We start from the raw sequence: 23,082 nt of genomic DNA, 5'->3' as shown, positions 1-23,082 counted from the left end.
TGCCATTTCGCTCTTGCCTTTAGTCAAGTCTGTGAAGGCAGGACGTGTCGATCCACACGTTCACCTCATCGCCCTGCACAGGGACCTTGGAATGTCGGAAGAACGACTGCATGAGCAGCTCCTCCCCGAACATTGAGAGGACCAGCCGGGTCACACCGCCCGTAAAGACGGCACTCGCCACACGGGCCCGTATGCTGCCGCCACCGTCACCGATGCTCACATGCTCGGGCCTGATCATCAGCGTGGCTCCGCCGCTTTTGCCCGGAACAGGTAGGGAGAGCCCTCGCTTCGACGTAAAAATGTCGTTCTCAATCTGCCCTTCGATGAGCGTGCATTCTCCGACGAAATTCGCCACGAACGCGCTCGCGGGCTTTTCAAAGATCTCCGACGGGGTTCCCAACTGGGCCAACCGGCCCGCGTTCATGACCGCGATGCGGTCGGAAAACACGATCGCCTCTTCCTGATCATGGGTCACGAGTACGGTCGTGACGTCGATCTTGACGATGAGGCGCTTCAACTCGTCGCGCAGACGAACCCGCAATTGCGTATCGAGGTTCGAGAACGGTTCGTCCAGAAGCAGGACGGCGGGCCGTATGGCGAGGGCGCGCGCCAGGGCGACACGTTGTTGCTGGCCGCCGGACAATTGCCTCGGGTATCGCTTTGCGAGATGGGACAATTCGACCAGCTCGAGCATCTCCGCCACGCGTGCGTCGCGCTCCTTGCGGAACGTTGATGTTGACCAACCCGAAAGCGACGTTCTGTTCGACGGTCATATGCGGAAATAGCGCGTAGCTTTGAAAGACCATGCCGGTGTCGCGGCGATAGGGGGCAGGCCCGTGGCTTCGCGGCCGTTAATAAGGATCCATCCCGCCTCCGGCTCCATGAAGCCGGCGATCATCCGCAGCGTAGTGGTCTTGCCGCAGCCCGAGGGCCCGAGGAGGCAAAGGACCTCGCCCGTCCGAACCGAGAGCGTCAGGTCGTCGACTGCCACCGCGTTGCCGAATTCCTTGCGCAAATTCCGGATCTCGACGATCGAGGGCGTGTTCTGGGTCAAGGTGGTCTCTTGCGCGTTGCGTGCCGTGGCGTGGATATGGGTCATACGGTCTTGCCGAACAACCACTCGACGACGAGGAGAAGCCCGACGGTTCCAAACACAACGAGCGAGGACACCGCCGCGATGATGGGCTCGAAGCTCTGCTCGACATAGGTAAAGATCTGGACCGGAAGGGTTGTCTGTCCGCCCTTGCCGAGCAAGATCGACAGGCTGATGTTTCCGAACGACGTTACGAAGGCGAAGACCGCAGCCGACATCACCGTCGGGGCGAGGATCGGCAGCGTGATCCGACTCAGGACGCGCAGCGGTGATGCCTGAGGTTCATGGCGGCGAATTCGAGTTCTGGTCGAAATGAACGAGGCCGGCAAGTAGCGCTCGTACGACGTAGGCGAGCGTGATCAGCACGTGACCGAGGACCAACCCGAGTATACTCTGGTTGAGACGGAGCCAGACCAGCGCCTGCAGCAGACCGAGGCCGATCACGACCATCGGAGCCACTAGCGGCGAGAGTGCGACGCCCAGGAGAAGCGTCTTGCCTTGGGATGTCGCGACGGGCGAGGGCGAATGAGCCGGCCAAGCCGATGACAAGCGAAATGATCGTTGCGATCGTCGCCAACCTGGTGCTTACCCAGAACGCGTTCATAAAGACATCATCCGTCACCGCGGCGTAGTACCAGCGAAGCGACAATCCATCCGGAGGAAAACGAAGCACCCGGCCGGCCGTCAGGGACGAGGCGATCACGATGACCACCGGCGCCAGCAGCCCGAAATAGACGGCGGCTCGCACGACGAAGCCACCGGCCGTCAGGAGCTAGTCGCCCAACGATTTATGCATGGGCCGACCTCGCGTCTTGCTCCCGCTTGATCCGGATCCTTGATGCCGCCGTCACCACGACTGTCAGTGCCAGCAGAATGAACGCGAGGGCCGAGCCGAAGCCCCAGTTCAGGTAAGTCGAATCTGGTCGTAGATGATGCTGCCGATCATCTGCATACGCTGTCCGCCGATCAATCTCGGCGTCACGAAGGCGGACACGCTGGCCGTGAAGACGAGACTCGAGCCCGCGACAATTCCCGGCACGGACAGCGGCAAGACCACCCGGCGCAGCGTGACCCATCGCGTCGCCTTCAAATTGGCCGATGCGAGCTCCAGTGCCGGATCGATCTGAATGACGACGCTCATGATGGACAAGATCATGAACGGCAGGAACTGCATGACCAGGACGACGACGACCGCGGGTCCGTTGAAGAGGAGCGCCTTGGGTGTGTCGATGAGAGCGAACGTCAGCAGCAGCGAGTTGACAACGCCGTTGCGCCCCAGCAGCACCAGCCAGCCGAACACGATGACGATGAGGCTGAGTGTGAGTGGTAATATGACCAGGATGACGTACCAGCGCCGCTTATTGGGGCTCATGCGGCCCATGGCATAGCCGACAGGAAAGCCGAGAAAGATGCTGATGACCGTGCAGAGTAGCCCGTAGCCGATCGTCTCCGCAAAGATCCGCAAATAAAACGGGTCGAGCAGGGCACGATCATAGTGCTCCAGCGACGGAAAGGCGGTGCCCGTGGCCTTGAAGCTGACCTCCAGAAGTCCCATCAAGGGGATGACCAGGAAGAGGCCGATAACCAAAATCATCGGAACAACCATTAGCAAGGTGGACGCCCGCCGGCTCATGAAGTGTCTAACCTTGCTTCAAGTTAGACGATCTCAGCGCATCGCCTTGTTGAATTCCTCGGACCACAGGCTGCGCGATTTCGCGACTTTCTCCCAGTCGACCTTCTTGAAGCCCTCCAGGCGGGCCATTCGCGATCTTACGCTTGAAGGGCTGTTGACTGGCCGCCAGGGCCTCGGCGTTTTTGTGGCTGACGACAAGCGGATCGTTCGTGCGATAGATGGAGGCAAGCTTTCGGCCCTCGACGAGGATACGCGTGCCTCCGGCATCAAGGCTAGCCTCTACGATCGAGGCATCTCAGTCATACCTCCTACGGACGAGGTGTTCCTCAAGGGCCTCGTTTAGTCTCATGCGTCACTCTATCGCTTGGAGCGCTTACTGCTCGCAGACGGCAAGGTGGTAGGGCTCGATACGCTTTGGGTGCCGAGGGTTCTGGCTGATAAGCTGAAGGAACATTTGCAGGGCGGATTCATCATCCCCCTCCTGCCGCAATACGGGATCATCGTCGACCACACGAGATATCAAATAGAGGCTACGACCGCGACGGAAGCTCAGGAGCAGGTCCTGGATGTGGTGTCGGGTTATCCACTGCTAGTCGTGCGCTACTTTCCTAGCGCCGCGGACGGCCGGCCGATTTTGGCAGGGCAGAACGTGACGCGCGCGGACCGATTCACTTATACTTTACGAGCCGTGCCGAATAGAGGCCATTTGAGAGCTTTCGTCAGGCTCGCGAGTGAGGGTGTGGAAGAAGAGGGATATCCGTACGCCCGACAATGGTGTCCGGATCGTCGCCGTCGAGCGGGCCCGCGATGCCCCTTGAAGCGCCGCGCCGCCCCAAACGCTGTCCCGGCCCGTCTATCCGCTCACTGTCGCGAGGGCCGTTACAGCCGTGGCTTGTGGCGTTCGCGATGGCTCGCAAATGCCTGTAGGCAGCGAATGCTCCGGACCTCGCCATCTAAGACTTGGTCCCCTTATGGCTTGGGCGAACGCGCCGACGGGAATGCTGAGAGCAGTGCAAGGATGCCGGACAAAGCCTCGCCCGACAAGTGTACGGCGACCTCGCAGCAAATCGTGCTCCACGGCGGCGGCGAGAACCGCCTCCGCCTAGATGTGCAGCTTTCATTGAAGGCGTTCTATTTTATGACCAATTGTCTCGGGAACGTTGTCAAGTCCTCCCGGCCAGTTTCAGTCACAATGAACGATTGAGTAATGGTGACCCCGTTGTCGCCGAGCCATAGTCCTGGCATCATGTGAAACGCCATGCCTGGTTCTAGAACAGTGAGATCAGTACTGCGGAGACTGGCGGTCCGTTCCCCCCAAGTCGGCGAGAAACCAATTCCTATCGAGTAACCAAGTCTGGCTTCCTTGTGGAAGCCGTGCCGGGCAATCGTCGCTTGCCAGGTGCGTTCTATATCCGCGCAAGTGACGCCAGGTTTCACCTCCGCCAATGCTGCTTCGATACCTTCGACCACAGCGTTGGAGAGCCGCAGGTACGAGTCCGGTGGCGAGCCAAGGAATATCGTGCGACTAATAGGGGCGTGATAGCGTCGGCGGCACCCAGAGGTCTCCACATTCACGGGAACGTTTGTGCCAATTAGACGATCCGACCAGGGCGCATGCGGTTCGCCTGATCGTGAGCCCGTCAGCAAATAGGTCGGGCTCGACGGTAGAACACCGCCGTATTCCGGCGTGCCGGCGATCATGCGCTGGTAGATCACTGACGCCAGATCGCACTCGCGCATGCCAGGCTTTGCCGCCTCGATAGCATCGGCAATCATCGCGCTTGAAATCTTGCCAGCCTCCCGCATGATCGCGAGCTCGGCTGGGCTTTTGCGAATGCGGATCCAATTGATCAGGAGTTCGGCATCAACGAAGCGCACGTTCGGGAGGGAGCCAAGCAGCTTGGTATGTGCCCTTGCCGTGTAGTAGAATGAGCCCGTCTCAGTGCCGATAGCTTTCAGGGTCGGGCAAATCTCTCTGAGTTTTGCGACGAGGAAATCGACTGGATCCCGTTCTGACGATTGCACATATTCGTCGGTATAGGGGTGTATGGCCGTCTCTGGAAGATGCGTCATTCGCCGAGCGGACACCGCATCCATGAACCGGCCAATCCAGACGGGTTCATCAAGCTCGCGATGGACAACCAGCATTTGAAACACGTAATAGGAGTAAGCCTCGTATCCTGTGAGATAATAGATGTTTGATGGCTCGCTGATGAGCAGCGTATCCATCTCTCGGCGTTCCATCTCCTGCTTGACTGACGCCAAGCGACGCGCAAATTCCTCCTTTGCAAATGGAGTTCCGTCTCCAGTCGGCCTCATGACATAGCTCCTTTTCTACAAAGACATCATAGCCGATCGTGTCCGAACGGCCATTCATAAGACACTGTCGGGCGGGGCGGAAAGCGGCATGAGCTTCAACCGGAAGCGGGCTCAATGGATCGACAGGTTCGCCGCGCATCGTTGCCAGCTGTACGCCGGCCAACCGTGTTGCATGCGACCTAGCCGCCTGCCGCTTCTCGCCTACGCTCCTGCCTTTTACCCGCTGAACGAGGCGCGCGAAACCGCAATCCTCGTCGATCTGGACAGTAACGATGTCTCGGTACCATATAGTGCAATCATTTCCTCGCTCACGCTTAAATCCCGCATTTAGAGGCGGTCGTCGCCGGATTTCAGCCGCCGAGCCGGTTGTGACGGTGAGAAGTCCAGCTTTCGAGTCGGGCAGCGAAGACGCGGCCGTCTGCTCGGAGCAACGTTGGAAATCCGCCGCCAAATTGATCATTCGAGCAGTTCGGCTTGTTCAATCCCCCGGATCGGCAGAATGATATCCATCGATCAGATTGCTCAAGCGCGTAAACGGAGCGCTGAAGCGCGACAGATTGCATGAATCAACTGCGATAGATCGCAGTATGAATTGCGACCATGAGCCGCGCCATCAGTCGTCGGCAACTTTCCTTAGTGATACCGCTGCCATGCGACCTCATTGCGCGTTTCGCGCCGGATCCTCGGCCGTTCCTACAGCGGAGCCGAGGCCCATGCCAAGTCTGCAAGATCTTCCAAGCAGCTGAGGCTATGTTGGCGAGTTCAATGATACCGCATGGCTTTGAGTCTGATGCGTCATGCGCGCGTGGATCGTGAGCTAGCGCACAAAACAATACTCACTCTGGCTGCCACTTCTAGCAGTTCCTTGCTAGGCGGGTCGCATTTGTTAGCCTGTATCGAACTCGTTTCGGCAGATCTCACTAGCTCCGACGTAACCTTCTAGTGATCCGCCACAGCTTTTTGCGCGCTCGTCATGACGCCGTAAAAGTTCGTCGATACTGAGCTTCTGTAAATCGAATCGTTGACACCGAGGACAGCATTGGAATGCAGTTAAATTGCGTCAGGCTCTATTCAGTAGCGAACGCCTAAGCGGGCGGCGGTGCGCGGAACGACAGCAAATTCCTGTAGACGGATCGTCGATGAATGATATGCGCACCCATCCTTGGCAGGCGTAACGCTTCGCGCGGTGTCGACTAGCCCGCTGTGTTGCGCGCGTGTGAAGATCGGCTCAGCGCTATCGTTCGCATATTCCAGCAACTCCCTCGAACGCAATGCAATTGTTACTCGGAGCCAAGAATAACGCCGATTTCGTTTCATTGACCGCGCATCGTTTGCGCTTACATTTTCGGATGTCAACGCGAGGTCATTCAACAACAATCTGCGGCCGAGACTCTGCTGACCGTGCATATTCTCCGTCCTCGCTTCTGCGGCAGGCGAATGGTGGAGCTTCGTTCTAAGGTCGCGCTTTAGAAGGCAGCCATGAGCAGTACGACGAACATAGATAGTGTCACACCGGGGCCAGACGTCATCAACCGCGCAGCGCGACTTGGCGCCGAGGTTTGCAATATCAGGCTATCGGGAGACTTGTCTGACGATGTGTTGCGGGCGATCGGCCGGTCTATACTGGAGCACAAGGTGATCTTCTTCCGTGATCAACACCATTTTGATGATGCCGAACAGGAGCGCCTTTCTGTTCGATTAGATAGGCTAATCTCGCGCCCTCAACTCAGTGCGACCGACCGAATACCTTGCATTCTGGCGCCATCCTCGAACGACATTGGTCGCAGCACCCAAGGGCGTGCCGATGTCACATCTGACGAAGTACGAAGTATCGCTGTGCTGCGCGCCGTAATGGCTACGCCTTATGGCGGTGCCATGGTTTGGTCGAATACGGCGGCCGCTTATGACGATCTTCCGCTATCGATGCGCATGCTCGCTGACGAACTCTGGGCAGTTCACGCCAATGCCGATCGATACGGCTTGAAAGAGCATTCAATCGAGGTGAAAGAAGCGCAATTCGAGGAGATGTTCACCGGAACGATCTATGAAACGACGCTTCCGGTGGTTCTCACTCATCCTCAAACCGGCGAGCGCATGCTCATGCTTGGCAGTTCCGTGTGCCGCTTTGTTGGCCTGCAGACACATACTGGTCAAAAGCTGCTTGACTTGTTCCATTCGTACATCAGGGCGCCGCATAACAGCGTGCGCTGGAAGTGGAGGGACGGCGATGTTGCGATCTGGGATAATCGCCTCACGCAGTCTGCCAATGATCACTCCACAGCGGGCGGTCGCGATGCGCGCAGCCTCGGTTCCCCTCCTTGCCTCACGCGCGTCAAGGCGCAAAAACCCCAAGCAGCGAGGGGGCGAGCAGCTCAAGCTCGGAAGCCGCGACTTGCGCCCGATTACGCGTTGAGACGGGCCACGCGGTCGCTTTGAGGCTGACTCTCCAGAACAGGCGACGGTGCTCAGAAGGCCCGAATTGCTCGCTACAGGGCTGGCGCTGTCGCACGCGCTAGCGTTCCTTGGCGGCGGCGTCCGGGGCGGGGCTGGCGTAATAGGGAACCTGATCGATGCGTGGTCTCCATGTGCCGGACGATATGACCTCTCTGACGTGCAAAGCGATCTCAGACATGGACGCAAACCAGACATCGCCCTTTTTGATCATATACTTGATCAACGGCTCAATGGCTGTACATCGCGCCAGTCGCCCGCTCACCGACGGATGCCACACACACATCCACATTCCCTTGTATTCCCACGCGGCATCAAATTCTGCCTTGAAGACGTCAGCTGCATGCATGGGAGATTTGATGGCTGCACTATAGCCAAAATCGCACCAACTCATGTAGTGATACCAATCTCCTAATCCTTGGATGCAAGGTATCTCAATTATGGATCCCTTGTCATTGTGAAGCACGTAAGGAATATCATCGCCGTACAGCGACGTGTCATATAGAAAGCCTTGCTCAATCAGAAGGTCGATCGTATGCCTCGAAACACCATTCGAAGATATCATTGGTGTTCTATAGCCGAGCGGTCTGCGACCTGACACGCGAGTGATTATCTCAATGCCCTGCCGAAGTACCTCCATTTCCTGCTGACGCGACATCGCGTTATTGTCGTGGTGGAGGTAGCCGTGATGAGCAATCTCATGCGAATTCTTGAGCATGAGATCCACCGCGGCCGGGTAGTTTTCTATCGTCCAACCAGGTACGAAGAACGTCAAGGGGATGTTATAGCGCCTGAACAAATCGATAATCCGAGGAACAGCAATTTCCGGGTCGTACCGCATGAAGGAGAGTGTCGCGACATGGTTGTCGGCGCTGTCTGGGCGGGCAGCGTGAACGGCGCTGTCTGCGTCGACGTCCCATGTGAAGGCCACTGCGCACCGTGCGCCGTTCGGCCAAGGAATCGGATTTTTTATCACGTCCAACCTCCTTCTATATGCACAAGGCCCCCGTGAGCGCTTGGGGTGAGACTGACGCCAGATCCTCTCGGTGGCTGGCGGCATGCCTGCGACATGGTCATCGCCACCCGCCTACCACTCGCTGTTGGTCAGGCAACTGCCTGTGCACCAGTGATCTCGACCAACGACCCGCACATAAAGGGTGCTTCGTTCGAGGCCAGAAAGGCCACAAGCGCCGCCACTTCATCCGAAGTACTAATTCGCCCAAACGGGACAAGTTTATTTAGTTGTTCTACGGTTCGGCCCGCTCGCGTTAGACCCTCCTCTAGCATAGGGGTATGAATCTCACCGGGGCAGACTGCATTGACGCGTATCCCGTCAGGCGCATAGTCCCTGGCAAGATTCTGGGTAAACGATGCAACTGCTGCTTTGGTCACATTATAGGCGATGGAGTTGGGGGCGGGGCTTAGAGCCCATTGGACGAGATATTGATGATCGCCCCCGCGCGGCGCTCGATCATCCCCGGCAGAACGGCTCGGCAAAGATGGAATATTGCATCGAATTGACTGAAAAGCTCAGCCGCCAATCATCCTCCGACAAAGACAGTAGGTTGCCACCGCGGAAAATGCCGGCGTTGTTTACCAACACATCAATGCGCTGATGTCTTGCGAGGATACCTTCAATCATGAGGCGGCTCGCGCTCTCATCACGAAGATCGAGGATGGCAGCTTCCGCCGCTCCGCCACCAGCAACAATGTCGGCAACGACTGACTGCAAAGCTGGAGCGGACATGTCGGCAGCGACCACCGCCGCACCTTCACGAACCAATCGCCTAGAGACGGCGGCTCCGATTCCACCGCCGCCGCCGGTTACAACTGCGACCTTGCCCCTGAAACCTTCCATCAAGCTGCTCCACATCTTGCCATGATCGGGTAGGTCGCCGCTCCGGCGTTTGAGCGCACTGTTACAATCAAGAAGCGATCGATATCGCCGCTTTATAAGAGATCTTCCGAAGTTTCCTCCGGGATGCACGACCCAAAGACCCCACGGCATTGTCTGTGAACGACGTCAATGCTTCCAAAAATCGGGTACGACATTCGCTACCGCAGCGGCAGTCTCGATTGAGGCACGTAGACCCGCTTACACCGAAGATGTTGAGCGGCCTGCAAAGCCACGAGGCACTGACCGGTGCCGCATACGAACTGGCGCCCCAAAAACAGGTGAGATACCGCGCATTGTCCGCAAAGCACTACATTGAATATAGAACAGTTCACATCGGGTCCCCTCAAAGCCAAGTACGACGGAACTGAGACAGATCCTGCTGTCGTCGGCTGGAAAAGCTCCATATCGATATCATCTCTTCTTGCGGTAAGACGGCGAGATTGGTCCTGGTCCGGACGAAAAAATGCACGCTCTCACGAGAATAGCAGCAATAGTGCATTACGTTTGGGGATAAATTTGAGGCGAGGCGAGGGCTGTGCCAAGCGATGCAAAACCACTATGGGGCGGTGACATCGAGGAGGTTCAGTCTCAATGTCTATTAACGCTATTCAGTCTGGGAGCACGGTTGTGTTGAACAATGCACCTGATCCCATTGCTCCCCATTCGGCGCGTTCAACTACGTATCCACAGCAGTTTGCCGGGTGTTTCCGAAGCTCCCTTAGCCGGGCCGTCTGGGCAACGCTCCGCACTTAGCGTTAGCGACCATCGACATCGCAAGCGCGCTTCTCCGCTAATTTTAACACATTTCAATTTCCGAATTAGAAATCCGTATTCTCTTCTCTCAGGAGCGGGATGCGCGAGGGCTCGGATGTTGGATCCCAGGACTGCCGCCCTCGTGCGGAGGGTGCTTGACGAGGTATGCAAAAGCCTCCCGCCATGCGCAACCGGTGTCCGAGCCCATGTGGCCTCAAAGATTCTGGAGGCGGCCAGCAACGGCGAGAGTTCGAAGGAACGCCTCGAAGAGGTGGGGCGCGAAGCTCTTTCGAAGGCGCCCACGATGTGGCGCTAGCTCCGCGACCAAGTAGTGATTTGTCAGTCAGGTGAATTCCCAGATTACAGTCCTCAAGATCCTGGCGAGCTATCCAGACGGTTTCGCCTCAATGGCCGACCTAAAGCGGGATATGGCGATCCTAGCGACCTGCGGACCGGAGTGGGCCGAGCGCACCAAGAGGTTGGGAGCTTGCGTGCCGGAGCTAAACGTCTTTTCGCAACAACTCGTTCAGCGGATTGAGGGTGGCTGGCGCATTACGACAAAAGGACGCGCCACTCTCGACTTTATCGAAGCACGCTCCGTCGCTGCGGAGTCGACGGCAAGGCCGACGCAATCGCTGGCCCCCAGCCGACCCGTGGCACCTAGTGTGCGAAGGAGTGAAGAGAACTGACAAAGGCTCGCCTTCATCCCTGAAACGTCACCCTCGATCTCCACAGGCGGCGTGTGTCGTTTTGCCGGTTTCCTGGTGGCACGCACGAGCGATGAGCGTTTACTCCGTCCCGTGACGTGTCGTTCGGCGAGATGGCGATTGCAACCGCTCTATCGAGGTGCTTCCACCGTCGGAAGCGGTATCAAGCACGTCCGTGTAGTTACCCGGCGGATATGCCTGCAGTCCGATCAACGGGTCGTGCCACCGCTGCGCGCAGGCGCGCGTCATTGCCTCTCGTATATCAGCCTGACAGTTGCGGCCGCGTCCGAACGACACAAAGGGCCAGCCTCCGCTGATGAAATATAGCTTTCATTCATCGTCGGGACCACTGTCGCGGAACGGGGGCCCTTAATCACAATGATGTCGGCGAGAGTTCCTATCTCTCTGAACTGAGGTAACGCCAACTGAGCTATATTAACAGCTGGCGCAGAGTCCATCTGACGAGACAACACATGCAGCACAATTGCTCCAGAAGCTGGCATGGCCGAAGCGAGAGTCCCCGCCGAAACGCCGCGAACTGCCGCCTGCTCGCGCTGAAAACGAGCGTTCCGCCCGATACAGCAGCAGCAATTATGCACTGCATTTGATCTATTCTTTGGCAATTGACCGACGAGCGGAGCGGCCTTTGCTCTCTACTCCTCGCCGGAATTGAGGTCATCATGGGCACTCTTGATCTTGTCTCCGGCAGCTTCCTGGCCCTGTCGGCAGTTGGAGTTGCGCTGCTCTGCTCCAGTCTGCTTGCCCTCGTCTTCACGTGAAGCGAGCTCGTCGCTCCTGATGCCATTTCTGGAAACGCACATTTATGGTCGCGTCTCACGACCGAATTGTCCTGTAACTTCCCCGATATACCCAGTCTAAGGCCGCGCAAACCGGTCGTCCGAAAGCGCTGCAAGCGCCGCCCGCGGTGTCTCTATTCTACGTTGGTGCCGACTGACAGATATTTTCCTCTTAGTAATCGTCATTTCTTCCCAATTCTAGATGCGAAGCGCAATGCGGAGCAATTTGACTCCGGCTCCGCTACATTTTCGAACCGTCCGTTTTGAAGACACGAAGGCCATCGAATGTATGGATGGGATAAACGGCGGTCAAAACGCGTGCGCTTCGACCACGAGTATCGGGCGACCCTTTTGGGCTTCGATGGCACATGGCGGCACGATTGCATTCTCATCGACGTTTCGGAGACCGGAGCGCGTCTTCGAATCGATGGATCAACGGACGTTCTCAAAACTCGCGAGTTCTTCTTGTTGCTTTCAACCACCGGATTATCCTACCGGCGATGCGAGTTGATTCGACTGGACGGCTCGGAAATCGGAGTCCAATTTGTAACGAGCCGGACTATTCGCTCGGGCCCATAGCCGGAGAAAAGGATCCGGGTTCGGATTGATTCAGCGAGGAGGTTCTCCCCCGAATCTAGCTCGACGCGACCTCGCAACAAAGTCCGTGCGAACCGGGGTGGCAGGATGGTCCATCAGAGATTTCGAAACCTTACGCGATTGCCTGAGCTGTGCCGGACAAGAAGCTGCGCGGCCGTCTCAGGCCGTAGTGTTCCCGTAGCGGCGCGCCGGTATAGTCATGTCGGAACGGTCCACGTTGCCGCAGGATCGGTACCATCTGCTCCGCAAACAGCTCGAACCCGCCTGGGAGGAATGGTGGTGACGTTGAACCCGTCGGCGGTACCAGCTTCGAACCAGTGCTGGATATCGTCGGCGATCTTTTCCGGTGGGCCAGCAATCACCCAATGGCCGCGCGCGCCTCGGCCAGCTTACCGGGGAGGTATGTCCTGCGCGAGAAATTCATCGACGACCACCCCAATGCCGCCCGCAAGCTGGCTGAGGGCGTTTCCCGCGCGGTCGAATGGGCGTAGACCGCGCCCCTGGCCGAGGTGCGGATGCAGTTTGAGAGGATCGTCGCGGATCGCAAGCACAACGAAGACGCCTCGTCGATCAAATACTGGAAAAGCACCGGTGTCACCTCCAAAGCCGGGGTGATCTCCGATGAGGAGATACAGGTGTGGATCGATTGGCTAGTCAAGGATGGTCTGTTCAAAGCGGGACAGATCAGGGATTCAGACACCGCGCGAACCGCCTTCAGGGCGAACTCCCGCGCATCTAGCAGGCGACCGGCAAGACGATCCTCTTCATTACCTGTGGCATCGACGAAGCCGTCGTGCTCGGCCAGTTCGTGGCGGTGATGACCTCCGCGAAGTACTCCGCTCCGAAAGCGAGGATGTGCGTTCGCCACCTGAGTTTGAGGTCTGGAGACTGCTCCGGGAGGAAGTGCTCACGGCGGTGACGGCCGCGCCCGGATCCGTTGAATATGAGGCTGACGTTCTAGTGTTCGGGGGAGGTGCCGGTCACCAAGGCAGCGGTATAGATCGGAGACATCAGCCAGAGGAGCATCAAGATGCTTTCCTATTATCCTCCACCTTCGTGACTTTTCCAGGCGCCAGGAGCTTGGCTAGGGTACGTTGACGGGTGGTAGGGGCGCCGTCGGGTGCGGCATAAAAGCAGTCTGGTGCGGGCCACGTGCTGCCAACATGATCAAGAAAGCCGTGAGAACGATCAGGAGTCCACGCATGTCGAAGATCACCCGGCGAGCTGTAACGCAACTATGAAGCCGCTCACAACTGCTGTGCCGAATCAACAAAAAAAAGCGCACGTTGTCGCATGCGATGAGACGAAGGCGTTTGAATTGCGAACTCCAAACTCATAGCGTTTGCGCGCGCGGCAAGGCAGCAAAGCCAGCCCTTTCGTGCCGAAAAGGTGCGTCCAGTTCTAGTTCGTGGCAGAAATAGCGCAGCAGCTCTCAACCACGCTTAATGCTTGCGCGGCCGCTTTTTGTCAGCCTGGTTCCCACCGGCCGCGGGGCCGGCCCTGGGGCCGCCGACCACGAACTGCTCGATTTTCCATGATTTTTCGCGGCTACTTGCGCCGGAGACTCTCCTACGAGCTGCTCGTACAGACGAGGGTCAGTCGCACCCTCGGTGTTGATGAGGAAGACCCGTGCGTCAGGTCCAAGACCAGTCTGACCGCGCAAGCTCGGGTCGGCAGCAACTCGCAGCACCCCCCACCCCGCCACTTTCACCCGCAACGACAGCGGGGTCGCTGTCCTCAGAGCCTGACCGAAAAAAGGTGAGCGGCTTTGGCGGGCCTGTGATTCCTTCGGATTTGCAAAGATTCGAGGGAGGACACCATGCCGTGGACCAAGGCCGCTCGTATCCAGTATCAGCGCAGCGGGCTGCGTTACACAAGTGATCTGACCGATGCAGAATGGGCGTTGATCGCCCGGAAGATGCCGCCGCGACGGCGATTGGGCCGGCCGCGGGAGGTCGATTTGCGCGAGATCATGCAGGCGATCTTCTATATTCTGTCGAGCGGCTGCCAATGGCGAGCCTTGCCGAAGGAGTTCCCGCCATACTCGACGGTGCAGGGCTATTTTTACGCCTGGCGCAATACGGGTCGATGGCAGCAGATCGTCCAGGCCTTGGTTCGGAAGGCGCGCCGAAGGCTCGGACGAAAACCCAAACCGACAGCTGCCGTTATTGATAGTCAGACCGCATCAACGACGGAGGCCGGCGGGCCACGCGGATTCGACGCCGGCAAGCGCCTCCATGGGCGCAAGCGCCATATCGTTACCGACACCAACGTTCTCTTGTTGGCGGCCTATGTTCATCCGCCAACATTCAGGACGTCCATGGCGCCGTGCCCCTGTTGGAGGGCTTGCGAGCCCGCTTCCCAAAGCTTGAACATGTCTTCGCCGATCGGATTTATCGCGGCAAACAACTCCTCAACGCACTCTCGGACTGCGGCCAATGGACGATCGAGATCGTCGAGCGACCGGCCGGGGTCAAACGCTTCCAGCTCCTGCCCAGGCGCTGGGTCGTCGAGCGCACCTTTGCATGGTTCGGAAGATGTCGGCGCCACTCCAAAGACTTCGAAGGCTCTGCCGCCACCGAACTCGCCTAGCTACTCGCTGCCCATCTGAGGCTCTTAACTCGCCGCTTGGCCAGACCTTGAAGACGTCTACGCTTTTTGAGTCAGGCTCTCAGGAATGGCTAAAAGATTCATGGCGCTGATTGCGTCCTGGTCATCGACAGTCATAAACGCGTCGGCCGCGCGCGAAAGGATGCGCCAAGCAATGAGCGAAGGCTCGTAGCATTCGAGCATCGCCATTACGGTCGGCTGCCCATGAGCAATCTTAACCGAATGTCCGGCTCGAGCGCTTTCAAAAAGGCACGCTGCGCGTGAGGGTTCGACGACCGTGAAGAACGGACGATAGTCCCCCAATAAAGCCGATAAGTGTCCGGCGAGGGCTGCGGCCACTCCACCAACGCCTGCCTGGACAAAGACGTGGGTCGGAGGCTCGGGCAACTGCCTTAAGACTTCGCTCACGAGAGCCGTGGACCCCTGCATCACCAAACCGGGGATACGCTCGTAGCCTGGCCAGGACGTATCGGATACGGTCGTCCAACCATTGTTCGCGGCAACTCGCGCAGCTTCGGCCACGGAGTCATCATAGTTGCCATCGACGCGGAGTATCCGCGCGCCAAACCGGGCGATGGCGGCAATACGTCACTGACGCCCGAGTGAACGAATACGGCGCAGTTCGCCCCAACGAGGTGGGCGCCCTGCGCTACTGACCTGCCATGGTTGCCATCCCTTGCGCAGGACACCGTGACCGCCTCTGCTAGCGCCTTCACCTCAGGTCTGTGAATCTCGGCGATGTCGGTAGGCCGGCCGAAACGCCGAGTTGTTTCCTCTAACACAAGGCGGATCACGGCATAGGACCCGCCTAACGCCTTGAAACTGCCAAGTCCGAATCGATGACCCTCGTCCTTCAGCTGGATCGCGCCCACGCCGATCTCGCGAGCAAGGCACGGCAGAGAAACCAGCGGCGTCACCTTGTAGCCATCGCGGCGTCTAAGAAACCGCTCCACTTCGCGCGCGGCTTCGCAACTTAGCAGATTGGCATCCGAGACATCCAATGGCGCGCGGTGCCCAATGCTATGGTTGAGAAGCAACACGGTTTCGACTCCAGGAAAGCAGAGAAGCATCGCGGCGGCGTGCTTTTTCTAGACTAGCCGCTATGCCGGCGATGTCACGCCTTCTCTGTAATCCCCGACAAGTCGGAGGCCCCACTGAAGCCCCGCCTGTCCGGGCCAGCCGGCGGGTGATACCTGCGTGTCGGGTTGCGGCCCTCGGCCGCATCTTCGATCGGTTCGGCAGACGGTCAAGTTCACAACTGCATCAATTGCGGGAAAGCGACCCGCTCGCATCCTTGTTAAGGTGGCCGCGGGCCGTTCTGATGCAATCCGTCCTGATCGTGACGATCGGAAGCGTCAGCCCGACCGACGGAACTGTGCGAGGATCGACTTCAACAAGTTTCATCTTAGCTCGCCGCCTGCTCGCAAGTTGCCGATCGGATTTGAGACTACGTATGAATAGCGCGGTCCCGCCTGCCGCCCACTGCCTATTCGTACCGGTGACGTGCATTGTAAGTCACCGCTTGTTTTTATAGTCGAGTGCACGACAACTCGCTATCACGGAGCTTAGAACCACTGCGGCATCGGCTTCTGCGAGGAAGACCTGCGCTAAGGCAGCAATAGCCGCTTGATATGTGCGCACTCAAGCAGAAGTCGGCGATTTTCTGCTCCTGGAGGGACGTACAGTTTCAGGCGCGGGCGGCGCCCTGCAAGATGATGTGATCAAGGGTGTGTCCAATGCAGACTGGCGCGGAAGCGAACGACCTCCGGAAGAGCGCACCTTTTCGCGGGAAACGGCGTCGTGCCGAGGCCCGTGCCTTGCATGACCTGTTTGGTGGGGCTGACTTCAAGCGCGGTCCACCGCGAGAGCTTCGATGCGAGCCGTCTGCAACTCGCAAACCTGCTTATTAAGTCTAGCGGCTTTCCGGAAACTTGCGGCTACGGCTCGCACACCGCCCATCACATGACCAGTCCGAAGGCGGCGCTTCGCGGGGATTACGCAAGCAGCTCTCATGTTGGAACGTAACGGATGCGGTGCAAAAGGGTTGTTCTCCGGCGTGGCCTTACGAGGACCACGGGTGTTTTGGTTTGTCTGCACGTCAACAATCGCTGATCAACGCCCGAGCCGCTTTATGACTCGATTTGGCTCGGCCTCGCATCACACCTAACCGGGACGGCATTGCTGAAGTTCCTTGGGCTGGACGGGAAATGAGAATCACCTTTATGAAGGGCAAAATCGATCGAGCTTCGGTAACTGAAACCGATCTGAACCGGGGAGGATCGATATCGGTTGATCGTGGGTTGCTTGATGCCGCAGGCTTCCTGATTAACGAACGCGTCGAGATCTACAATCTCGACAATGGGGCACGATTTTCTACCTACATCATTGAAGCGCCTCCAGGGTCCGGCGCCATCGACCTGACTGGTGCGACGGCCCGATTGGCAATGCCCGGCGACAAAATCAGTATCGTTGCATATGCCTCATCTGACGAGGCAGAAGCGAGGCGTTTCAGACCCCGCGTTGTGCGGGTCGACCGCAACAATCGTATCGTGCAAGGCTGGAACGCGGGCTGCGAATGCTAGCCCCATTTGCTCAAGACGGAGAGATAAGGCCTGCTTTGAGATCGCTGGTTCAGTCGTGAGCGAACGAGTGAATTCGAGGCGTTCCGCCAAGAAGGCCGATTGTAGGCCTGTTTTGCATGCCCGGGAGGAAAACAGCGGGCCGCGGGGCCCCGAGCCGTGCGCAGGAATTGATCTCACATCTTACGATTACCTGGCGCTCGCGAGTGCGCCACGCATGGGACAGGCTGTCTCCCGTGCGATAGAGGCCGGCACCCCAATCGGGGCGGGCGGCCCGCGGCGCCTGCGGGGCAGTTGCCAGGAACACGAGCGGCTGGAGGCGGAAGCGGCTCAGTTCTTGGAGCAGAGAGGGCTCTTTTTTTCGACGGTGGTTATGCGGCCAATTTCTCGGTTTTGACAACCCTGCCGCAGCGAGGCGATCTAGTTGTTGTCCATTCGCTCGTTCATGCGAGTATCCATGACGGGACGCGAGCGGGGCGGGCCGACTTTCGGATAAGCGCCCACAACGATCCCCACTCGGTGGAAAATACAATCCGTGAGTGGCGGGCTCAAGGCGGAATGGGGCGCGTCTGGATCGTGGCCGAGAGCCTCTACGGGACGGATGGCGATTTCGCTCCGCTGGAAGAGCTCGTCGCATTGGCGGCCCTGTACGGCGCGTTCCTGATGGTGGGCGAGGCCCACGCTACAGGCGTGTACGGTGAGCAGGGACGAGGGCTCGCCGCGCCCTACGCCGGACGTGACAACGTAGTTGTCATTCATACGTGCGGAAAGGCGCTCGGGGCCACGGGGGCACTCGTTACAGCCTCCAGCGCAGTTTGCGGCTTCATCATCAACCGCTGTCGCCCGTTCATGTACGCTACCGCACCATCACCGCTAATCGCTGTTGCTGTCCGGGAGGCTTTATTGATTCTGCAGCAAGAACCTGAGCGCCGGGAACGTCTCGAAAAGCTGATCTCATTCACGCATCGCGAGATGAAGGCGCGTGGCCTCCCACGCTCATCTAACTCACAGATCGTGCCGTACGTCTTGGGCGATAGTGCAGATGCGAACCGGCTGGCCTCTGCCATGCGGAAGCGAGGCTTCGATATTCGCGGGATTCGGCCGCCAATCGTACCGGCGGGTACGGCCCGTCTGCGAATTTCGCTGACGCTGAACGTCAACGAGAAGGACGTAACGTCAATGCTGGATGCGCTGGCTGAGGAGACGAGAGGATATTCCCGCTGAACCTCCGGTGCCTGAAAGGCACGACCCAGACCGGAGCAAGACAAAATTCTCCACCGCGCTCGCCGGTCTCCCTGACGCCCGTGGAAACGGTTCAGGCCGGAGCCGATAGCGAAATCGTCCCCCCTCTCCGCAGGCCTCGACGGTTGTGACATGAAAGCTTTGTAATTCTCCTGACTAGCTGCGGAATTCGACAACGAACGGCCCAGCATTAGAGAAATTCGGCCGAGCGCCCCGGCGATGATGGGCGCAAAGATGAAAGCTTCCGGCCGACCAAGAGGACAGGTGCGTTCGGTGCTCGACGTGTTTATTGAGACGAGAGGTGAAGCTCGATGAGTCAGCAGATTGTCGTGACAGGCACAGACACCGGAATCGGAAAAACGGTATTTTCCGCCGGACTCGCCGATCTCCTCGGCGCGAACTATTGGAAACCGATTCAGGCCGGCCTCGAAGGAGAGACTGATGCCGAGCTCGTCGCACGGCTGGGCAGTCTCTCGCCCGATCGCATCATTCCGGAGCTTTACCGACTTCGCACCCCCCGTTCGCCCCACCAGTCCGCTGAAATTGACGGAGTTCGGATAGAGCCAGAATCGCTCAATGTGCCAGACACCGGGGAGCGACCGTTGGTGATTGAGGGCGCTGGCGGCCTAATGGTGCCGCTGAGGGGCGATACACTCTACATTGATGTGTTCGAGCGATGGCGGCTTCCAATCGTGCTTTGCGCGAGCACGGCACCGGGCACCATTAATCATTCGCTACTGTCAATAGAGGCTCTGCGAACGCGCCAGATCCCTATTCTTGGGATTGCCTTCATTGGGGAACCAAATGCTGAGACCCAGATCGCAATTCGCGAGATTGGGCGGGCGCGTTGGTTAGGGCGATTGCCGTGGCTGAATCCCCTCGCGGCAGACACGCTGCAGGCCGCCTTCAAAACCTCGTTCCGTGCCGATCAATTCAAGCAATGACGACGAAGCCGAAGTCGCCGATCTGGCATCCGTTCACACGCATGCGCTCCAAGAGAAGATAACCAAAATTGTGCGGGGAGATGGCGCCAATCTCCACACCGCTGATGGGCGCCGAATTATCGATGCTATATCATCCTGGTGGGTGGTGACCCACGGCCATTGCCATCCACATATCGTGAGCGCCATCCAGGAACAGGCAGGCAAGCTCAACCAGATCATCTTCGCAGGCTACACTCACGAACCGGCGCAGGAGCTTGCTGCGCAACTCTTAAAGCTCGTACCCGATGGCCTCGAGCATGTCTTCTTCTCGGACAGTGGCTCGGCCAGCGTGGAAGTGGCGCTAAAAATGGCGGTGGCTACTGGCACAACATCGGCAAACCGCGACGATGCATTGTCGAGATGCAACATTCCTACCACGGGGACACAATTGGTGCGATGTCGGTCGGTGCCAGAGGCGTGTTCAACGCGCCTTACGCGCCCCTGCTGTTCGACGTGACCTCAATCCGTTTCCTGTGAGCGGTCGTGAGCAGGCGACACTGGATGCGCTGGAGTCGGCTTGTCAAAACGACATGCCCGCCGCGTTCATTGTGGAGCCTCTGATTTTGGGGGCAGGTCGGATGCTGATGTATCCGGCGTGGGTGCTAAGACAGATGAAGCGGATCTGCGAGGCCTCTGACGTCTTCTTCATTGCGGACGAGGTCATGACGGGTGGGGGCCGCACTGGAAGCTTATTCGTCTGCGAGCAGGCCAATGTCATTCCCGATATCGTCTGCTACTCCAAAGGCCTCACGGGAGGGACGCTTCCGCTCGCGGTGACACTGTGCCGGGCGGATATTTTCGACGCGCACTATTCAACGGATCATACACGGACATTCTTCCATTCGAGTTCTTATACAGCGAACCCCGTGGCCTGCGCCGCCGCAAAGGCCGACCTGGATCTCTGGCACGATCCGGAAACTCACCAGCGCTTGGCGTCGGTCGGCACGATGCAAGAAGAGGCGCTTGAGGTCCTCCGCGCCGAACCGCGCTTCGAAAACGTCCGCCGGACTGGCACGATCGCAGCACTCGATCTGAAAGCGAGCGATGAAGGCTATCCTGCGGAACTCGGTCCGAAGCTTCAGGCCTTCTTTTAGGCATCGAAATCTGCTGCTGCGGCCGCTCGGGAACACGATCTACGTGATGCCTCCGTAGTGTGTCACAGCGTCAGATCTTGACGAAATCTACGGCAGCATCACGGATGCGGCCGCTGCGCTGACCTGAAGTGTCGCTTGCCGCGCCTTCTCTGGGAAACCCAAGCACCGCGCCTCAGGCTGGCCTTGCAGTCACAACTCTGTGCGTCTCAACCGCCCGCAGTGATCATGCGTGTTCAAAACGTCGCGAAGGAGGTCAGGTACCAAGGTTACCCATGCGAACGCACACCGGTGGCGCTTACCAGCCTTGAGTGCTGTTAGGCGCCTCTTGAGCGGTGCCGGCTGAAATCCATCAAACAAAGAAAGCGAAAGCGCAGGATTGTGTCGCGAGTCGCCGACTCATTGAAGCAGCCAGATGGAGCCCGCGCGCACGTCAGTCTCACACTTGCGCCAGATGTCCCGTACGCATCGCGAAACTTGGCGCCGCCACTTTTCGCGGGGCGTGGTGCTGCGGCCACGAAAATGCCCGAGGTGTCCAACGGAACTCCGACAGGAGGCGAGAATGCGCAACAGCTCCCCATAGCTCTCACCGCGATCGGTCAAGGTGCTGCGCGATGTGCGGCGGAAAGTTCGGGCTAATCCGCCATTGGCGGACGGCACTTTGCTCTAAGAAATGCGTTGGCAGCTTGAAAGCCCGGCGGGAGGCCGATCACATCTGGCTTTGCTAGCTGCACTTGGCTCAAGACATTCGATCAATTGGGGCAGAGAACGCAAAGGCGACAAGGGCATTGGCTGAGTAGGTTCAGGATGGTATCGAATTATCAAGTGACAGAAAGTTCGGTGACAATCATCGACTTCACAGCTTACAGGACCAACTAGCGTGCTGTGGCCGGGTCCTCAAGGAACCAGGTTTGCTCGATTGCACCCGATAGCGCGATCGTACCTTCCTATGTATTTTGGTTTTCCTGCCTTGGGTCCCATTCTTAATGGGTCTGCCCTCAACGGAAAACCAGCGTTCATGATGCCGAGCACGCTGCTGGCTCCTTGGGTTTTTCGGTGCTGCAATTCGATTCAGTCACTGAGGCTCCATTAACGATAGCCGCGCGCAGGTCGCAAGCTCCTGTGAGAATTTGAGTTTTAGCCCCCTGAAAACATAGTTGGGGGAAGTCGAGTCTGCCGACGCTCCATGTGCTATCCGTCCCTGCTCGGAATGTCCTTAAGCCTTGCCATCGTCGATCACGCTCACCTCGCCGAGAGCGGCGCGACGCCGCGATATGGACAACGGCGCCACGCCCGGCGTGGGATGGTAGGCAGCAGCTTCTCGAAGCCGGGCCACGCGACGCCATCGCCAGAGCGGCCAAGGCCGTCATCGATGAAGGCGACATTGCTCCAGCCGCGCTGCCGCGCCCGATCTGCAAATCCATATTGACGCGCTCGCTTTCCAGATTGCTGGCCACCTGATCAGCTGATCGCGGACGGCCTGACGGGCGGGATGCTCAGCCGCGATCTTGCTCATCTTGCCTTGTCCGGGGACGTCCAACCGGGCGGAAGCCCAACTCTTAACCTGCACAGCCGCTCGGAACGTTCCGCGCGGTGGCCTGCCCTCACCATGCTGTTCGGCGGCACGTTACGGATCAGCCAGACATTGCCGCCGATGGTCGATCCGCGGCCGATGGCGATTCGAGCAAGGATCGTCTCACCGACTTAGATCGCGACGCCGTCCAGGATCGGATGGCGGTGCAGCCCCTGATCACCTTGCCCTTGTCATCCGTCGGAAAGTCGCGTCTCGAGCGTGACCGCCTGATAGATGAGCCACCGCGAGGACGGGAGCGAAGATCTCTTCGCGGCAAATCTTCATGTCAGTGGTCACGCGAGCAAATAGACTTCCACCGATGAAAGATCCACCTTCATAGCCTTGACGCCGAAGTCCGCGTCCGTCGACGATCAGCTTTGCACCTACTTGTACGCCCACGTCGATGTCGCCTCAGACCTTATCGAGATTTGGCTTTGTTGCTAATGGCCCCATTTCGTCATCGGGACCAGTGTCAGGGACCAATGTTCAGGGCGCGGACCTTAGGCGCCAGCTGTTCGGTCAGCCGCTCGGCCGTGGTATCTCCGATTGGCACCGCCACCGAGATCGCCATGCAGCGTTCGCCAGCAGAGCCATCGCCGCGTGGTCCATGTCGGCGTGCGGCATGACGACCATGTGGTTCTTGGCGCCTGCGAGAGCCTGGCAACACTTGCCGCGACCGGATGCCCCGAAATCGGCGTCGGAGTTGGTGGGGGATTGAGGCCGGTGCCGGAGCGTGCGCGAGGGGGGACGTCCAACC

The 23,082-nt window shown here is 58.6% G+C and carries 16 protein-coding genes and 7 pseudogenes; 10 read left to right on the top strand and 13 right to left on the bottom strand.

The genetic code is table 11. From position 1 onward, the window contains the following. Nucleotides 1-19: 19 nt before the first annotated feature. The 5 genes and pseudogenes from AB3L03_RS12350 to AB3L03_RS12330 form a co-directional block, all read right to left on the bottom strand. On the bottom strand, nt 20-238 hold the full coding sequence (locus tag AB3L03_RS12350; protein WP_240543904.1) for a TOBE domain-containing protein: 219 nt from the start codon (nt 236-238) through the stop codon (nt 20-22). Between the two features lie 381 nt (nt 239-619). Next, nucleotides 620-1,099, bottom strand: a pseudogene (locus AB3L03_RS12345) (ATP-binding cassette domain-containing protein); the annotation flags it as partial. Then, the gene (locus AB3L03_RS12340; RefSeq protein ID WP_085348469.1) at nt 1,096-1,311 is read right to left on the bottom strand and encodes a hypothetical protein; all 216 of its coding nucleotides are present in this window, start codon (nt 1,309-1,311) and stop codon (nt 1,096-1,098) included. The gene AB3L03_RS12340 and the pseudogene AB3L03_RS12345, both read right to left, overlap by 4 nt. Nucleotides 1,312-1,375: 64 nt before the next feature. After that, nucleotides 1,376-1,642 (bottom strand): hypothetical protein, encoded by a 267-nt coding sequence (locus tag AB3L03_RS12335; protein WP_368508679.1) that lies wholly within the window; start codon nt 1,640-1,642, stop codon nt 1,376-1,378. 355 nt (nt 1,643-1,997) lie between these two features. After that, the gene (locus tag AB3L03_RS12330; protein WP_085348472.1) at nt 1,998-2,726 is read right to left on the bottom strand and encodes an ABC transporter permease; all 729 of its coding nucleotides are present in this window, start codon (nt 2,724-2,726) and stop codon (nt 1,998-2,000) included. A 394-nt stretch (nt 2,727-3,120) separates the two neighbouring features. Between AB3L03_RS12330 and AB3L03_RS12325 the strand changes: the two genes are divergently transcribed. Then, the gene (locus tag AB3L03_RS12325) at nt 3,121-3,930 is read left to right on the top strand and encodes a UTRA domain-containing protein (RefSeq protein ID WP_368509042.1); all 810 of its coding nucleotides are present in this window, start codon (nt 3,121-3,123) and stop codon (nt 3,928-3,930) included. Here the strand turns inward: AB3L03_RS12325 and AB3L03_RS12320 are convergent. After that, a complete protein-coding gene (locus tag AB3L03_RS12320) occupies nt 3,858-4,955 on the bottom strand; it encodes a Xaa-Pro peptidase family protein (protein ID WP_240543899.1) in 1,098 nt (365 codons plus the stop codon). The genes AB3L03_RS12325 and AB3L03_RS12320 overlap by 73 nt on opposite strands. A gap of 1,569 nt (nt 4,956-6,524) precedes the next feature. Here AB3L03_RS12320 and AB3L03_RS12315 point away from each other — a divergent pair. After that, nucleotides 6,525-7,481 carry a TauD/TfdA family dioxygenase gene (locus AB3L03_RS12315; protein ID WP_085348477.1) on the top strand — a complete coding sequence of 319 codons (957 nt, stop codon included), beginning with the start codon at nt 6,525-6,527 and terminating at the stop codon, nt 7,479-7,481. 76 nt (nt 7,482-7,557) lie between these two features. Here the strand turns inward: AB3L03_RS12315 and AB3L03_RS12310 are convergent, their stop codons facing one another. The 3 genes and pseudogenes from AB3L03_RS12310 to AB3L03_RS12300 all read right to left on the bottom strand — a co-directional run bounded on the left by AB3L03_RS12310 (nt 7,558) and on the right by AB3L03_RS12300 (nt 9,354). Next, nucleotides 7,558-8,472, bottom strand: a complete 915-nt coding sequence (locus AB3L03_RS12310; protein ID WP_085348488.1) for a polysaccharide deacetylase — start codon at nt 8,470-8,472, stop codon at nt 7,558-7,560. A 128-nt stretch (nt 8,473-8,600) separates the two neighbouring features. Further along, on the bottom strand, nt 8,601-8,888 hold the full coding sequence (locus AB3L03_RS12305; RefSeq protein ID WP_158091502.1) for an SDR family NAD(P)-dependent oxidoreductase: 288 nt from the start codon (nt 8,886-8,888) through the stop codon (nt 8,601-8,603). 29 nt (nt 8,889-8,917) lie between these two features. Further along, nucleotides 8,918-9,354: pseudogene (locus AB3L03_RS12300) on the bottom strand (SDR family NAD(P)-dependent oxidoreductase). Nucleotides 9,355-10,493: 1,139 nt separating this feature from the next. Here AB3L03_RS12300 and AB3L03_RS12295 point away from each other — a divergent pair. Continuing rightward, complete coding sequence (locus AB3L03_RS12295) at nt 10,494-10,835, top strand: hypothetical protein (protein WP_085348479.1); 342 nt, start codon at nt 10,494-10,496, stop codon at nt 10,833-10,835. Between the two features lie 671 nt (nt 10,836-11,506). Here AB3L03_RS12295 and AB3L03_RS12290 read toward each other — a convergent pair. Continuing rightward, nucleotides 11,507-11,674, bottom strand: coding sequence for a hypothetical protein (locus AB3L03_RS12290; protein ID WP_158091501.1), 168 nt, complete (start codon nt 11,672-11,674; stop codon nt 11,507-11,509). A gap of 261 nt (nt 11,675-11,935) precedes the next feature. Between AB3L03_RS12290 and AB3L03_RS12285 the strand changes: the two genes are divergently transcribed. After that, nucleotides 11,936-12,229 carry a PilZ domain-containing protein gene (locus AB3L03_RS12285; protein ID WP_368508678.1) on the top strand — a complete coding sequence of 98 codons (294 nt, stop codon included), beginning with the start codon at nt 11,936-11,938 and terminating at the stop codon, nt 12,227-12,229. Between the two features lie 130 nt (nt 12,230-12,359). On the opposite strand, the pseudogene AB3L03_RS12280 reads toward AB3L03_RS12285, so the two are convergent. Further along, nucleotides 12,360-12,627, bottom strand: a pseudogene (locus AB3L03_RS12280) (LLM class flavin-dependent oxidoreductase); the annotation flags it as partial. Between AB3L03_RS12280 and AB3L03_RS12275 the strand changes: the two are divergent. Both AB3L03_RS12275 and AB3L03_RS12270 read left to right on the top strand, forming a co-directional pair. After that, nucleotides 12,565-12,738 carry a hypothetical protein gene (locus AB3L03_RS12275; RefSeq protein ID WP_368509144.1) on the top strand — a complete coding sequence of 58 codons (174 nt, stop codon included), beginning with the start codon at nt 12,565-12,567 and terminating at the stop codon, nt 12,736-12,738. The pseudogene AB3L03_RS12280 and the gene AB3L03_RS12275 overlap by 63 nt on opposite strands. A gap of 1,328 nt (nt 12,739-14,066) precedes the next feature. Next, nucleotides 14,067-14,839, top strand: a protein-coding gene (locus AB3L03_RS12270) for an IS5 family transposase (RefSeq protein WP_368508677.1) whose coding sequence is annotated in 2 segments (ribosomal slippage) — nt 14,067-14,550 and nt 14,550-14,839 — 774 coding nt in all. Because the reading frame shifts where the segments join, the coding sequence is not laid out codon by codon here. 105 nt (nt 14,840-14,944) lie between these two features. Here the strand turns inward: AB3L03_RS12270 and AB3L03_RS12265 are convergent. Continuing rightward, nucleotides 14,945-15,897 (bottom strand): annotated as a pseudogene (locus AB3L03_RS12265) (diaminopropionate ammonia-lyase); the annotation flags it as partial. A 1,167-nt stretch (nt 15,898-17,064) separates the two neighbouring features. On the opposite strand from AB3L03_RS12265, the gene panD reads away from it, so the two are divergent. The 4 genes and pseudogenes from panD to AB3L03_RS12245 form a co-directional block, all read left to right on the top strand. Then, nucleotides 17,065-17,439, top strand: a complete 375-nt coding sequence (panD, locus tag AB3L03_RS12260; protein ID WP_085348481.1) for an aspartate 1-decarboxylase — start codon at nt 17,065-17,067, stop codon at nt 17,437-17,439. A gap of 112 nt (nt 17,440-17,551) precedes the next feature. Beyond that, nucleotides 17,552-18,660 (top strand): annotated as a pseudogene (locus AB3L03_RS12255) (8-amino-7-oxononanoate synthase). Nucleotides 18,661-18,989: 329 nt separating this feature from the next. Continuing rightward, nucleotides 18,990-19,622: a dethiobiotin synthase gene (bioD, locus tag AB3L03_RS12250; protein ID WP_368508676.1), complete on the top strand. Its 633-nt coding sequence runs from the start codon at nt 18,990-18,992 to the stop codon at nt 19,620-19,622. Continuing rightward, nucleotides 19,619-20,810 (top strand): annotated as a pseudogene (locus AB3L03_RS12245) (adenosylmethionine--8-amino-7-oxononanoate transaminase); the annotation flags it as partial. The gene bioD and the pseudogene AB3L03_RS12245, both read left to right, overlap by 4 nt. A gap of 1,755 nt (nt 20,811-22,565) precedes the next feature. Here AB3L03_RS12245 and AB3L03_RS12240 read toward each other — a convergent pair. Further along, a pseudogene (locus tag AB3L03_RS12240) lies at nt 22,566-22,997 on the bottom strand (aldehyde dehydrogenase family protein); the annotation flags it as partial. Nucleotides 22,998-23,082 lie beyond the last annotated feature (85 nt).

Source organism: Bradyrhizobium lupini, assembly GCF_040939785.1.
GTDB lineage: Bacteria > Pseudomonadota > Alphaproteobacteria > Rhizobiales > Xanthobacteraceae > Bradyrhizobium > Bradyrhizobium canariense_D.
Note: the sequence above shows the minus strand (reverse complement) of the source record. Positions and strands in the feature narration are given on the sequence as shown.

Bases quoted from the DNA above. Each gene is read 5' to 3' on its own strand.
- AB3L03_RS12290 (WP_158091501.1), bottom strand. From the start codon at position 11,674: ATGTGCGTTTCCAGAAATGGCATCAGGAGCGACGAGCTCGCTTCACGT.
- AB3L03_RS12330 (WP_085348472.1), bottom strand. From the start codon at position 2,726: ATGAGCCGGCGGGCGTCCACCTTGCTAATGGTTGTTCCGATGATTTTG.
- panD (WP_085348481.1), top strand. From the start codon at position 17,065: ATGAGAATCACCTTTATGAAGGGCAAAATCGATCGAGCTTCGGTAACT.
- AB3L03_RS12320 (WP_240543899.1), bottom strand. From the start codon at position 4,955: ATGGATACGCTGCTCATCAGCGAGCCATCAAACATCTATTATCTCACA.
- AB3L03_RS12285 (WP_368508678.1), top strand. From the start codon at position 11,936: ATGTATGGATGGGATAAACGGCGGTCAAAACGCGTGCGCTTCGACCAC.
- bioD (WP_368508676.1), top strand. From the start codon at position 18,990: ATGAGTCAGCAGATTGTCGTGACAGGCACAGACACCGGAATCGGAAAA.
- AB3L03_RS12350 (WP_240543904.1), bottom strand. From the start codon at position 238: ATGATCAGGCCCGAGCATGTGAGCATCGGTGACGGTGGCGGCAGCATA.
- AB3L03_RS12315 (WP_085348477.1), top strand. From the start codon at position 6,525: ATGAGCAGTACGACGAACATAGATAGTGTCACACCGGGGCCAGACGTC.
- AB3L03_RS12340 (WP_085348469.1), bottom strand. From the start codon at position 1,311: ATGTCGGCTGCGGTCTTCGCCTTCGTAACGTCGTTCGGAAACATCAGC.